Source organism: Rossellomorea sp. GAMAL-10_SWC, assembly GCF_049568075.1.
Lineage (GTDB): Bacteria > Bacillota > Bacilli > Bacillales > Bacillaceae_G > Gottfriedia.
Genome location: NZ_CP144911.1, coordinates 936801 through 950320 on the forward strand (window position 1 = coordinate 936801; position 13520 = coordinate 950320).

Annotated in this window: 15 protein-coding genes; 10 read left to right on the plus strand and 5 right to left on the minus strand. The window is 33.7% G+C overall.

Features of this window, described 5'->3' with window-relative positions:
- Positions 1-3 precede the first annotated feature (3 nt).
- The 4 genes from V5E38_RS04495 to V5E38_RS04510 all read left to right on the plus strand — a co-directional run bounded on the left by V5E38_RS04495 (position 4) and on the right by V5E38_RS04510 (position 4374).
- Complete coding sequence (locus V5E38_RS04495) at positions 4-981, plus strand: alpha-ketoacid dehydrogenase subunit beta (RefSeq protein ID WP_097975699.1); 978 nt, start codon at positions 4-6, stop codon at positions 979-981.
- Positions 982-1107: 126 nt separating this feature from the next.
- Positions 1108-2463 carry a dihydrolipoamide acetyltransferase family protein gene (locus V5E38_RS04500; protein ID WP_499213511.1) on the plus strand — a complete coding sequence of 452 codons (1356 nt, stop codon included), beginning with the start codon at positions 1108-1110 and terminating at the stop codon, positions 2461-2463.
- A gap of 5 nt (positions 2464-2468) precedes the next feature.
- Positions 2469-3881, plus strand: coding sequence for a dihydrolipoyl dehydrogenase (gene lpdA / locus V5E38_RS04505; protein WP_499212367.1), 1413 nt, complete (start codon positions 2469-2471; stop codon positions 3879-3881).
- 253 nt (positions 3882-4134) lie between these two features.
- Positions 4135-4374, plus strand: coding sequence for a hypothetical protein (locus V5E38_RS04510; protein ID WP_387324239.1), 240 nt, complete (start codon positions 4135-4137; stop codon positions 4372-4374).
- 1 nt (position 4375) lies between these two features.
- Here the strand turns inward: V5E38_RS04510 and V5E38_RS04515 are convergent, their stop codons facing one another.
- Positions 4376-4771, minus strand: a complete 396-nt coding sequence (locus V5E38_RS04515) for a DUF1885 family protein (RefSeq protein WP_499212368.1) — start codon at positions 4769-4771, stop codon at positions 4376-4378.
- Between the two features lie 161 nt (positions 4772-4932).
- Here V5E38_RS04515 and V5E38_RS04520 point away from each other — a divergent pair, with 161 nt between their 5' ends.
- Both V5E38_RS04520 and V5E38_RS04525 read left to right on the plus strand, forming a co-directional pair.
- The gene (locus tag V5E38_RS04520) at positions 4933-5226 is read left to right on the plus strand and encodes a DUF3055 domain-containing protein (protein ID WP_097975693.1); all 294 of its coding nucleotides are present in this window, start codon (positions 4933-4935) and stop codon (positions 5224-5226) included.
- Positions 5227-5392: 166 nt separating this feature from the next.
- Entirely contained in the window at positions 5393-5515 is a 123-nt protein-coding gene (locus V5E38_RS04525; RefSeq protein ID WP_097975691.1) for a GapA-binding peptide SR1P, read from the plus strand.
- Between the two features lie 157 nt (positions 5516-5672).
- Here the strand turns inward: V5E38_RS04525 and V5E38_RS04530 are convergent, their stop codons facing one another.
- On the minus strand, positions 5673-6497 hold the full coding sequence (locus V5E38_RS04530; protein ID WP_286133553.1) for a protein-glutamine gamma-glutamyltransferase: 825 nt from the start codon (positions 6495-6497) through the stop codon (positions 5673-5675).
- A gap of 340 nt (positions 6498-6837) precedes the next feature.
- On the minus strand, positions 6838-8289 hold the full coding sequence (locus V5E38_RS04535; RefSeq protein WP_499212369.1) for an aminotransferase class I/II-fold pyridoxal phosphate-dependent enzyme: 1452 nt from the start codon (positions 8287-8289) through the stop codon (positions 6838-6840).
- Positions 8290-8565: 276 nt separating this feature from the next.
- On the opposite strand from V5E38_RS04535, the gene V5E38_RS04540 reads away from it, so the two are divergent.
- Positions 8566-8835, plus strand: a complete 270-nt coding sequence (locus V5E38_RS04540; protein WP_056468540.1) for a UPF0223 family protein — start codon at positions 8566-8568, stop codon at positions 8833-8835.
- A 220-nt stretch (positions 8836-9055) separates the two neighbouring features.
- Here the strand turns inward: V5E38_RS04540 and V5E38_RS04545 are convergent, their stop codons facing one another.
- Complete coding sequence (locus V5E38_RS04545; protein ID WP_097975683.1) at positions 9056-9685, minus strand: YktB family protein; 630 nt, start codon at positions 9683-9685, stop codon at positions 9056-9058.
- A gap of 195 nt (positions 9686-9880) precedes the next feature.
- Between V5E38_RS04545 and V5E38_RS04550 the strand changes: the two genes are divergently transcribed.
- Together V5E38_RS04550 and V5E38_RS04555 are read left to right on the plus strand one after the other, a co-directional pair.
- Positions 9881-10069: a YkzI domain-containing protein gene (locus tag V5E38_RS04550; RefSeq protein ID WP_056468536.1), complete on the plus strand. Its 189-nt coding sequence runs from the start codon at positions 9881-9883 to the stop codon at positions 10067-10069.
- 215 nt (positions 10070-10284) lie between these two features.
- On the plus strand, positions 10285-11088 hold the full coding sequence (locus V5E38_RS04555) for an inositol monophosphatase family protein (protein WP_499212370.1): 804 nt from the start codon (positions 10285-10287) through the stop codon (positions 11086-11088).
- Between the two features lie 79 nt (positions 11089-11167).
- Here the strand turns inward: V5E38_RS04555 and V5E38_RS04560 are convergent, their stop codons facing one another.
- Positions 11168-11353, minus strand: coding sequence for a DUF5325 family protein (locus V5E38_RS04560; RefSeq protein ID WP_088013083.1), 186 nt, complete (start codon positions 11351-11353; stop codon positions 11168-11170).
- A 200-nt stretch (positions 11354-11553) separates the two neighbouring features.
- Between V5E38_RS04560 and typA the strand changes: the two genes are divergently transcribed.
- The gene (gene typA, locus V5E38_RS04565) at positions 11554-13401 is read left to right on the plus strand and encodes a translational GTPase TypA (RefSeq protein ID WP_097976169.1); all 1848 of its coding nucleotides are present in this window, start codon (positions 11554-11556) and stop codon (positions 13399-13401) included.
- The last annotated feature ends 119 nt before the right edge of the window (positions 13402-13520 follow it).

The following is a 13520-nucleotide window of genomic DNA, read 5'->3' on the forward strand; positions in this document are numbered from 1 at the left end:
GTCATGGCGCAAATGACAATGATTCAAGCTATCACAGATGCATTACGCGTTGAAATGAAAAACGATCCAACTGTAGTAGTATTCGGGGAAGACGTTGGAGTAAACGGTGGTGTATTCCGTGCAACTGAAGGTTTACAAGCAGAATTCGGTGAAGCGCGTGTATTCGATACACCTCTTGCTGAATCAGGAATCGGTGGATTAGCAATCGGTCTTGGAATTGAAGGCTTCCGTCCAGTACCAGAAATCCAATTCTTCGGATTCTTATTCGAAATTTTTGACTCAATCGCTGGTCAAGCAGCACGTATGCGTTACCGTACAAGCGGTCGTTTTACTTCACCAATTACTTTCCGTTCACCATTTGGTGGTGGGGTTCATACACCAGAAATGCACGCGGATAGTTTAGAAGGATTAATGGCTCAAACTCCAGGTTTAAAAGTAGTTATTCCATCAACTCCTAAAGATGCTAAAGGTCTTTTAATTTCATCTATCCGTGATAATGACCCTGTTATCTATTTAGAGCACATGAAATTATACCGTTCATTCCGTGAAGATGTACCTGAAGGTGAGTACACAATCGAATTAGGTAAAGCGGATGTTAAACGTGAAGGTAAAGATGTATCAGTATTTGCTTACGGTGCAATGGTTCACGCTGCATTAAAAGCTGCTGAAGAGTTAGAAAAAGATGGCGTATCAGTAGAAGTTGTTGACTTACGTACTGTTCACCCATTAGATATCGAAGCAATCGTTGCGTCTGTTGAGAAAACTGGACGTGCAGTAGTTGTACAAGAAGCACAAAAACAAGCTGGTATTGCTGCAAATGTAGTTGCTGAAATAAATGATCGTTGTATCCTTTCATTAGAAGCACCAGTTGTTCGTATTACTGCAGCTGATACTGTTTACCCATTCTCTGAAGCGGAAACAGTTTGGTTACCGAACCATAAAGATGTAGTTGAAGGTATTCAAAAAGTTTTAAACTTCTAATCAGTTTATAACAAAAATAGAGAAAGGTATTTGATGAATTCATCAATACCTTTCTTACATTATTAGATAAAATATATTAAAAAATTAATTAACTTTGTTCGGAGGTAGAAATCTGTGTCAAACTCAGTGGCAAGTCTATTTGAATTTAGATTACCAGATATCGGTGAAGGTATTCACGAAGGTGAAATTGTAAAATGGTTTATTAAAGCAGGCGACGAAGTAAATGAAGATGATATCATTTGTGAAGTTCAAAACGATAAATCAGTAGTAGAAATTCCATCACCTGTAAAAGGGAAAGTATTAGAAGTATTAGTTGCAGAAGGTACAGTTGCAGTTGTTGGTGACGTATTAGTACGTTTAGATGCACCTGGTTATGAAAACATTAGCTTCAAAGGACAACATGCTGAAGAAGCTCCAACTACTACTCCAGTACCAGAAGCTGCTGAAGCAGTTCAAGCAAAAGTACAAGAATCTTATGAGCAAAGTGAACCAAAAACAGATGCTGCACCACTATCACCTGTTGCTGCGATTGAACCAAAAGCTCATGTAATTGCAATGCCATCTGTACGTAAATACGCTCGTGAGAAAAACGTAGATTTACGTATTGTACCAGGTTCAGCTAAAAATGGCCGTGTAACTAAAAAAGACGTAGATGCATTCTTATTAGGTGGAGTAGCACCAGCTGCTGCAGCTCAAACAGAAGTTGCAGTTGAAGTTGTAACAGAAGCGAAAGCGTCGACACAAGAAGCTCCAAAAGCAATGCCAATTCCAGAGGGTGCATATCCTGAAACTCGTGAAAAAATGAGTGGAATTCGTAAAGCAATCGCTAAAGCAATGGTTAACTCTAAACATACTGCTCCTCACGTAACATTAATGGATGAGATAGATGTAACGAAACTAGTTGCTAGCCGTAAAAAATATAAAGAAGTTGCAGCTGCACAAGGTATCAAATTAACATTCTTACCTTATGTTGTTAAAGCTTTAACTTCTGCATTACGTAAATTCCCAGCTTTAAATACATCAATCGATGATGCTACTAGCGAAATCGTACACAAACATTACTATAACATTGGTATTGCTGCAGATACTGATAAAGGTTTATTAGTACCAGTTGTTAAAGATGCTGATCGTAAAGCTATCTTCTCGATTTCTGCTGAAATTAATGAATTAGCTACTAAAGCTCGTGATGGAAAATTAGCTCCTGCAGAAATGAAAGGTGCTACATGCACAATCACAAATATCGGTTCAGCTGGTGGACAATGGTTTACTCCAGTAATTAACCACCCTGAAGTAGCGATCTTAGGTATTGGTCGTATTGCTGAAAAACCAGTAGTATTAAATGGAGAAATCGTTGTTGCTCCAGTATTAGCGTTATCATTAAGCTTTGACCACCGTATTATCGATGGTGCAACTGCTCAAAACGCATTAAACCATATTAAACGATTATTAAATGATCCAGAATTATTATTAATGGAGGCGTAAGATAAATGGTAGTAGGAGATTTTGCAATTGAACTAGATACGGTCGTTATCGGTGCCGGTCCTGGTGGTTATGTTGCAGCAATTCGTGCAGCACAACTTGGACAAAAAGTTGCTGTTATTGAAAAAGGTAATCTTGGTGGGGTATGTTTAAACGTAGGTTGTATTCCTTCTAAGGCATTAATTACTGCTGGTCACCGTTATGAAACAGCTAAGCATTCTGAAGACATCGGTATTACAGCAGAAAATGTAAAAGTTGATTTTACAAAAGTTCAAGCTTGGAAAAGCAGTGTCGTTAATAAATTAACTGGCGGTGTTGCTGGTTTATTAAAAGGAAACAAAGTTGAAGTTATTAAAGGTGAAGCTTACTTTAATGATGCTAACACTCTTCGTGTAATTACTGAAGAATCAGCTCAAACTTATACTTTTAACAATGCGATCATCGCAACAGGTTCAACTCCAATCGAAATCCCAGGTTTCAAATGGAGTAACCGTGTAATCGATTCAACAGGTGCATTAAACTTACCTGAAATTCCAAAAAAATTAGTTGTTATTGGTGGCGGCTATATTGGTATGGAATTAGGTACTGCTTATGCTAACTTTGGTACACACGTAACAATTCTTGAAGCTGGTGACGAAATCTTAAATGGTTTTGAAAAATCTATGAGTTCAATTGTTAAACGTGGATTAAAGAAAAAAGGTAATGTTGATATCGAAACAAAAGCTTTCGGTAAAGGCGTTGAAGAAACTGCAGATGGCGTTACAGTTAAATTCGAAACAAATGGCGAAATGAAAGAAATCGAAGCTGATTACGTATTAGTAACAGTTGGACGTTTCCCGAACTCTCGTGACATGGGCTTAGAAAATGTTGGTGTTGAAATTAACGAACGTGGTGTTATTACGACTGATCAACAAGCTCGTACAACAATTAATAATATTTACGCAATTGGTGATGTAATTGCTGGTCCTCCATTAGCACACAAAGCTTCTTATGAAGGTAAAGTTGCTGCTGAGGCAATCAGTGGTTTGTCAAGTCAAATCGAATACCTAGCAATCCCTGCAGTAGTATTTACTGATCCAGAATTAGCAACTGTTGGTTATACTAAAAAACAAGCAGATGAAGAAGGATTAGCTGTTAGTGTAGCGAAATTCCCATTCGGTGGAAATGGTCGCGCATTATCTCTAAATTCAACTGATGGATTCGTACAATTAGTTTCTCGTAAAGAAGATGGAGTACTAGTTGGTGCTCAAGTTGCAGGTGTAAATGCATCAGATATCATTTCTGAGCTTGGTCTTGCAATTGAAGCTTGCATGAGCGTAGAGGATATTGCACAAACAATTCACGCTCACCCAACATTAGGTGAAATCTCAATGGAAGCTGCAGAATTAGCGATGGGTCATCCAATCCATGTTTTAAAATAATTACTTAAAAACCTCCTATATTTTATAGGAGGTTTTTTACTGTTCAAATTCATTTAAAACGCTTTATTCAAAGCTTAAAGTAGTTTGTTAAACATAGATGCATTAAGGGCATTACGATGGCAAAATAACGAAAAAAACGATTGTCTGAAACCTCCTATTTGTTAGGAGGTTTTTTTGCATGATTAAGGCATGTCTCGCATAACGTTTAAAAAACAAACTTTCTAGTATTGATGATTGATTGGTGGGAATATTGATGCGAAAACAATTAATAGTATTAATGATACATCAACTATTTTGGGTAGGATTTTCATTTGTTTTATTCTTGTCGAAAAGGGATCAATTATATTCTAAAGTCATATTGTTTCTAGTATTCTTTTACCAGCTTTATTTAATTGCAAAATACGTTGGAAACACAAGAAAAGCAAGTATTATTATTACTTGCTTTTATGCATCGGTATTTTTCTTTTGTCAGGCGATTGTAAATTTATTTTAAATTATCGTTTGTAAAAATACATGATTCGATTGTTAAATAATTCAAGCTTTGCTTCAATTTTTTGAGCTAAATATCTACATAGCTCATTTGCTTTGCCTTTATCACCATAAGTTGAGTTTGGTAACAGAGTAATCACGATATTTTTATCATCTTGAATAGAAACAACAAAATGTTTATAACGTGAATCATTGCTCTGTAAATAAAATGCATCTTGGTCATCTAATTTTTTATTTGAAATAGAGTAAGGAAAGGAAACCCTTTCATAATTCCAGTCAACTTGTTGACCGATCTTAGTTGAAGATTGTATGTAATCATTTATTAAATTATTTATTAAATCTAAATTTGCTTCTTGGTATTTTGATTTATCTACTAATTGAATGGTAGCTTGTTGAACCATTTTTAAATTTTCCCCCTAAGATGTTTTTATGAAAAACATCACTATTAATCTGTTTTTATCATAACATTATTTCAAATTTTTAGACAAGTATTCGGTATGAATTTAATTTTTTCTTCATATGTATTAACTTACAATACTAAAACGGAGGAGTGGGTGAAACAATGTTTGAGAAATTATATGATGATCACGAAAATGTAAGAGTCCGATTTGTTGGCTTTGTTACGAACGATACAAGATACGATATTGGTATTGTATATACGAACATGTTCTTTGGAAAGCCACTCGTCATCTGCATGCAATCTAGACAATGCATTGTATTAGATCGACAGGATGTTTCATTTCCAAATCAGTTGAAATTTTTATGTAAACTAAAAAGTGAGGAAGAGGCAATGGAACTCGCAGAATATTTAGCCGACTGGCTACCGTCACCAAGTATAGAAGAGAGTTATGAATAAAAATAAATGTGTTATACTAATTAAATCGCATTCACCTTATAAAACCCCTTGAATAATCTAGTATTAGAAAATTTAAGTTATACTTATTTACCACTTGCGTAAATAAGTATAACACATTATAATGAAGTTAGTTAATTGATACAACATTATGAAAGGGGTTACAAAGATGGGAACATTCGTATGTAAATGTTGTGAAAAAACAGTAGGTCATTTCGAGGATGAAAAGGTAACAACTCTTTACGTTAAAAACTGTGAAGATTGTGAACCAACTGATCATGAAGTTTGCTAATTCTAATTAATTAAAACATAAAGTCTAATAGAGTAACTATAGACATCTATAAATGAGAAATTCCACAAGGGGATCGTTTTTCCTTGTGGTTTTTTATGTTTTTATTTAATTAAATCACAAAAAAGGGAGACTCAATTAGAATCACCCACTTTTCTTTTTATGCAATTTGAGTTTGATCTCCAATTCTTGCAGTTATAACATCGGATGAAGCTTCGCTTGTAGTAACTGGTATTAATTTTGAATTATCTTTTAAATATTGAGCCATTTCATTCGAGTCAATTCTAGTATTTAAATTTGTTAAGAAGGCAGAAATCATCGCAAAAGGATATCTATGCATATTTAAATGGTAAATAATCTCATGTAATGAACGTATTCCGATACCATGACCATAATAATAATTACTCCCCATCGTAACAGTGTTTTCTCCTTGCCATTCTGGAGTCATTGGGTCAACTTCAGGATTTTTTATATAAACAACGTCACCAGGGGCTGGACGATCAACTTCAGCCGTTAAAATAGCTAATTTAGGGTCGTAATTCCAAGTGTATAAGTATATGCCATTATCGAATAGTTGATCAAAAATTTCATAGCCGAAAATGTCTAGAAGGGCTTTATAAAATATCATAATGATTGCAGTTGCACATTCTGTTGCGTAAAATTGTCCGTTACGAAAAATATCATAAATTCCCATGGAAGTTCTTATGCCTGGCCTAAGTCTAAAACCACCCATAGGTGTACGAATCCAAAACATTGGATTACAATATGCTCGTCTAAAAGTCCTAAATTGCATGCCGCTTGTTAATAAATCTTTAGAAGCCTGAAGTACATAAGTTCTGATTGTCAAATCAAAAGATAATTCACGGTCCGATTTATAAATATGAGACTTTTTACTGTTTGTTAAACTAGACAATATTTCTTGATAAAGTTTATTATTTGAATCTTCGCTATTTTTTAATGAAGCATGAACAATTTTATTATTCACGACTATCAATTAGTCCACATCCTAACATAAAAACAATTTTTTTGTACGAAATCAATATAATTACCTTACCTATCATATGCCTATATAATTTAGATGTGATTTAGAATACAAAAAAACTAGGATTGATTTCCTAGTTTGAGACTGTTGACAAACGCTCGCTTTCTTCGTTGCTTCGCCTATCTACGGTGCTCATTACCGTTTAAGGTAACTCCACTCCTCACCAGGCTTCGCGCCTCGAAAGACAAGCGCTTGCAATCAGTCTGAAAGTCAAGTTTTTAATACTTTGTCTACACACTGAAACTAGGGTTCATTTCCTAGTTTTTCTTTTTTAAAGCTTTAGTTATTTTAATACTTTTAACGTTAATAATTCTTCGTCTTCTGGGCCTTGAACAGGTAATCCTGCTTCAATATTCTTTTTAATATAAACTAGATTTTCAAGTGTAATTTCTTCACCAGGTAAAAAGATTGGAATTCCAGGTGGATAAACCATTACAAATTCAGCAATAATTCTACCGACTGAATCCTCAAGTGGAACAGATTCTGTTGCGGAGTAAAATGCATCCCTAGGAGAGACTGCTAAATTTGGAATCGTTGGGATCTCAACGTTTAAATTTGTATTGCGCTCTGAGATGTCAAATTCAGTTACTAAAACTTCTAATGCATGAATTAACTGCTGAATGTCTTCTTCACTATCACCTGGTGTTAATATGCAAAGAACATTATATAAATCAGACATTTCAACTTCAATATTAAATCGCTCTCTTAACCAAACTTCAACATCATGGCCCGTTATACCCAGTTTTTTTACACTGACTAATATTTTAGTAGGATCAAAGTTGAATGTAGCCTCTTTACCAACTAAATCATAACCAGGGCAATATAAACCATTGATTGAATTAATTTTATTTCGTGCATTATTTGCTAGTCTAATAGTATTCGTAAGTAATTCTTCACCAACAGTTGCTAATCTCTTTCTTGCAACATCTAGTGAAGCAAGCAATAGATAAGATGTTGAAGTAGTTGTTAGCATACTTAGTACAGATTGTACTCTGTGGACATTCACAATGCCTTCTCTTACATTTAAAATGGAACTTTGAGTCATAGAGCCACCAAGCTTATGTACGCTCGTAGCAGCCATGTCAGCCCCTGCCTGCATCGCAGAGATTGGTAATTCGTTATGGAAATGAATATGTACACCATGCGCTTCGTCAACTAATACGGCTAAGCCATGTGAATGTGCTAATTCAACAATGCTTTTTAAATCTGCTACAAATCCAAAGTATGTAGGATTAATGACTAATACTGCTTTTGCATCAGGATTCGTTAAAATGGCCTCTTTCACTGCATTTGTCGTAATACCGTGTGAAATACCTAATTCACTATCAATTTCAGGATGAACAAAAATTGGTGTAGCGCCTGAGAAAATGATCGCAGATAAAACAGATTTATGAACATTTCTTGGAACGATAATTTTATCTCCAGGTCCACAAACACTCATTACCATTGTCATGATCGCCCCACTTGTACCTTGAACTGAAAAGAATGTGTGGTCAGCACCAAAAGCTTTAGCTGCAAGATCTTGTGCTTGTTTTATTTTACCTTTTGGATGATGTAGATCATCTAAAGGAGCAATGTTGATTAAATCGATCGATAATGCATTATCACCAATAAACTCTCTAAATGTTGGATCCATTCCATTTCCTTTTTTATGTCCTGGAATATGGAATTGAATAGGGTTCTTCTTTGCATGTTCTAATAAAGAAGAAAATAACGGCGTTTCAATTTGTTTCATTTAACATACACCCCATTTAATAAATAATAGTGTTTTTCGGAAGTGATATGTTTGTAAACAATTCAACTGTTTACTCTCATTAAGTTATAAACTGTCTTACCTTCATTTGAAAAACAAAAAGATTATATCATTCTATGAATTTTCTGTATAGAAAAAAATTATAAAGTTATGGAATTTTATTCATCTTAATGAAATTATATCAATTTTAAAAATAAGAATGGAATTTAAAAAATGTGTTAAAATGGAATTAATTAGAAAATTGTAGGAGTGAAGTAAATGGATTACCAATACCCAATTTCATATGATTGGACAACAGATGAGACAATTGAGGTAATACAGTTCTACACATCAGTAGAAAAAGCGTATGAAAAGGGAATAGATCGTGAAGTGTTAATGGCTACATACAAACAGTTTAAATCTATTGTACCTAGTATTGCAGAAGAAAAAAAATTATGTAATGAGTTAGAGGAGATATCTGGCTATTCTGCATATAGAGTCATGCAAAAAGCTAAAAATGGCGCTCCTGGTGATAAAATTAAAATGTAGTATGAAATAAGTTAATCGTTAACAATTGAATAGTAAATAAAATCTTAAGTAAAAAATAGAAGCCCATGAAAGGATCATTAGCTACCTTTAATGGGCTTTTCTTACCTATGTATTGTTTAAATAAATCTATTAAATATTTCGTCCTGTCGAAAAATGTGTAAAGAATGGGCATAGACTTTTGTTTTTGACATATGTATAATTAAACAACACTTATATTAATTCAGTTTATACTTATCTTGTATAAAGGAATTAAAGTATTATATGTTTCGATAATACGATGGATTAGTTCTTCCTTTGTAAGTGTAATTGCTTCATCTTTTGCAATTGTAATTCCACATAGGTATTCTGCTTTTTTTACATCATGAAATCTTTGAATACCTTTATTGAATTCATCTTTATTCATTTGACTTTTTTGTATCACATCAGGCTTCATATGATCGTAAGATACCACAAAATCTTTCGGAATCATTTTGTAAAGTTTATTTTTATTCTTTTCAAAATTTATGGCAATCGATTGCTTATTTGGACTTTCGTAAATAATTCCAAAGTAAACAAACAGGTGAGTACCCCACAGTCCAAATTGGAAATGAGGAAGCATCTTGTATCCACGATTATTTGTTGCAAAAGCAATCCAAGTATCTTTTGGAGCATTTACAGTACGCCTGGCATGCTTAGCAATATGGCCAAAAAAGTTTTGATCAGTTTGTACATTTAAAAAAGGTAATATTTCTTCTTCAATTACTTTAAATTTTGGTTGAATTTCATTTTGTATAGCACTCATTCTAGTTTCTAATGTTGAGTCAGTTGTAAATATTTCAAAATCACTTTCTTTAAAAAAAGTTTGAGTCATTTTTGAACCCCCTAATTACATTATCTAATTAGTATACCATGTTTGTCCAAAACAAATGGGTAATATGTTTCTTCATAAAATAGTTACATTATAAGCTTAAACAACATATATTAGTAGCAAGATAAAAATCAGAAAATTTTGTTAATTAACTTTTACAATTTGTTTTGCCAACTTATATTATATGGAGGGATAATGATGAGACAAGTGATTAATGCGTTAAAAAGAACTGATGCAGAAAAGAGAATTCCTGTACTTAGATTAGAATTAGATTACGAACTAGCTACACTATTCGATGCTATGACAGTCAATGATAATGAAGCAATGATTGAATCTAAAAAGAAATTAGAATTATTAAGATTAGAATTAATTCGTCTAGAAGCTTAGCGAGTTTATTTACCGAACCTTTAAATAGGTTCGTTTTTCTGTGCGCTAAATCTTCCGTCAAATGCCCAATGGTCTATCGTATGCCCACCCTCCAAAATAGTTCCTCTTCTTAAATAAAAATCATTTCATTAGGTTTTTTTAGGTTAAAATTGGTAAACTGATAAACAGGACCATTAAATATAAGTTTTAGCACGTAGAGTTTGGAGTGTTTAATTATGAATGTAGACTGGAAAGAAATTGAACAATTCGCGAGGAATTTGCTTCAAGAGGCAGCTGAAAATATTAAAAGCTCTTTATACGACTCCATAACAATCAATACGAAATCAAACGAAAATGACTTAGTAACAAATAAAGATGAAGAAATTGAAAAATTCTTTTACGAAAAAATAAAAAAGAAATTTCCGAATCATTACTTACTAGGTGAAGAAGGTAAAGGCGATGATTTGGATCAAGTAACTGGAGTTGTGTGGATTCTTGATCCAATCGATGGAACGATGAATTTTGTTCACCAAAAACGTAATTTTATGATTTCTTTAGGTATTTATGAAAATGGAATCGGTAAAATGGGTTTTATAATGGATGTAATACATAATGAACTATATTTTGCTAAAAAAGGTGAGGGAGCTTATTTAAATGATCTTGAATTATCACCTTTGAAAAATGTAGTACTTGAAGAGGCTATTGTAGCTGTAAATGCTATTTGGTTAACTAAAAATCGTTATATAAACCATGAAAAATTAAGTAATCTTGTTCGAAAAGTTAGAGGAAGTAGGTCATATGGTTCGGCAGCGATGGAAATGGTCTATGTGGCAATGGGAAGGGTTGATGCATATATCACTCCAAGATTATCACCTTGGGACTTTGCCGCGGGTAAAATTATTGTTGAAGAACTTGGCGGAATATGTACTACCCTCAAAAATGAAAGCCTTTCAATTCTTAAAAAAAGCTCAGTGCTAGTAAGTAACGCTTCGATTCATAACGAATTACTCACTGATTATATCGAATTTCTACAAAAATAATAAAAAGAAGGTAAGTTGGGTTACTAACTTGCCTTCTTTTATTAGTGTGTAGACAGTGTTCAAAAAAAAGAGAAGAAGATTATAACTTACCTTCTCTTTTTAATTTAGCACGTAATGAAAAACCATAACCAACTAATGATATTGAAATAATTAGTGAAATGATAGCGCCAATAGTACTTAGTTCCGCTAGCATAATACCAACTAGAATTAAGAAGATTACGGATAAAGTTGCAACGCAGAAAAGTCTAAATTTTATGCTAGACATGGTGAATCCTCCTGTTCATAATTCTTATTTTACTCTTTGTCGAATCGGATGTAAATTTGAAAAAAATAAATCTTTCCTAAATATTTATTAATAATTTATATTTTTGATTAAACATTTTCTTGATATATTTCCGTGTGCATGTGCTATAATGTTTTAGTTAATAATGAAAATAGATGTGTAGACATTTTAGGAGTGAATATATTTTGAAAAAAAGAGAAGATTTACGCAATATAGCAATTATTGCGCACGTTGACCATGGGAAAACAACGTTAGTTGATGAGTTATTAAAACAATCAGGTACATTCCGTTCAAACGAAAACGTTAATGAACGTGCAATGGACTCTAATGATATAGAACGTGAACGTGGAATTACAATTTTAGCTAAAAATACTGCAATCCAATACGAAGGTAAACGTATTAACATCATGGATACTCCTGGACACGCCGATTTTGGTGGAGAAGTAGAACGTATTATGAAAATGGTTGACGGTGTTCTTTTAGTTGTAGATGCATATGAAGGATGTATGCCACAAACTCGTTTCGTATTGAAAAAAGCTTTAGAACAACATTTAACACCAATCGTAGTAGTAAATAAAATCGACCGTGACTTCGCACGCCCTGATGAAGTAGTAGACGAAGTAATCGATTTATTTATTGAATTAGGTGCAGATGAAGATCAATTAGAATTTCCAGTTGTATTCGCATCAGCTATCAACGGAACTTCTAGCTTAGAATCTGATCCTGCTAAACAAGAACCAAATATGAATGCATTATTCGATACAATTATTGAGCACATTCCATCTCCAATCGATAATAGTGAAGAGCCTTTACAATTCCAAGTAACATTATTAGACTACAATGACTATGTTGGACGTATCGGTATCGGACGTATTTTCCGTGGAACAATGCAAGTTGGTCAATCAGTTGCTTTAATGAAACTTGATGGATCAGTTAAACAATTCCGTATTACAAAAATGTTTGGTTTCATCGGATTAAAACGTATTGAAATCCAAGAAGCAAAAGCTGGTGACTTAGTAGCAGTTTCTGGTATGGAAGATATCAATGTTGGTGAAACAGTATGTCCTGCTGAACACCAAGAAGCACTTCCAATCTTACGTATTGATGAGCCAACTCTTCAAATGACTTTCTTAGTAAATAACTCACCTTTTGCTGGTCGTGAAGGTAAATTTGTAACTTCTCGTAAAATTGAAGAGAGATTATTACAAGAACTTCAAACAGACGTAAGTTTACGTGTAGAAAATACTGATTCTCCTGATGTATGGATCGTTAGTGGACGTGGAGAGCTTCACTTATCAATCCTAATTGAAAACATGCGTCGTGAAGGATATGAGCTTCAAGTTTCAAAACCAGAAGTTATCATTCGTGTGATTGACGGTGTAAGATGTGAGCCAGTTGAGCATGTTCAAATTGACGTTCCTGAAGAATATACAGGTTCAATCATGGAATCAATGGGTGCTCGTAAAGGTGAAATGAGAGATATGGTGAATAATGGTAACGGCCAAGTTCGTTTAACATTTATGGTACCAGCTCGTGGATTAATTGGTTATACTACAGAGTTCTTAACTTTAACTCGTGGTTATGGAATCATTAACCATTCATTCGATAGCTACCAACCAGCTATTCAGGGTCAAGTTGGTGGACGTCGTCAAGGTGTATTAGTATCAATGGAAACTGGTAAAGCTTCAACATACGGAATTATGGGTCTAGAAGACCGTGGTGTAATTTTCCTTGAGCCAGGTACAGATGTATATGATGGTATGATTGTTGGTGAACACAACCGTGATAATGATTTATCAGTAAACGTTGTTAAAGTTAAACACGCTACAAACATCCGTTCAGCGAATAAAGACCAAACGACAACAATGAAAAAACCACGTATTATGACGCTTGAAGAATCTTTAGAATACTTAAACGATGATGAGTACTGTGAAGTAACGCCAACATCAATTCGTTTACGTAAAAAGCTTCTTGATAAAAATGAGCGTGAGCGTGCAGCGAAAAAGAAAAAATTCGCTGAACAAGAATAATTAAATTTTAAAATAATTATGATATAATAAAACCGACTAGAAATAGTCGGTTTCATTTTTGTAGACAAAGTACAAAAAATTAATATTAGTGGATCAAAAAACGAATAGAAGTATTTAGT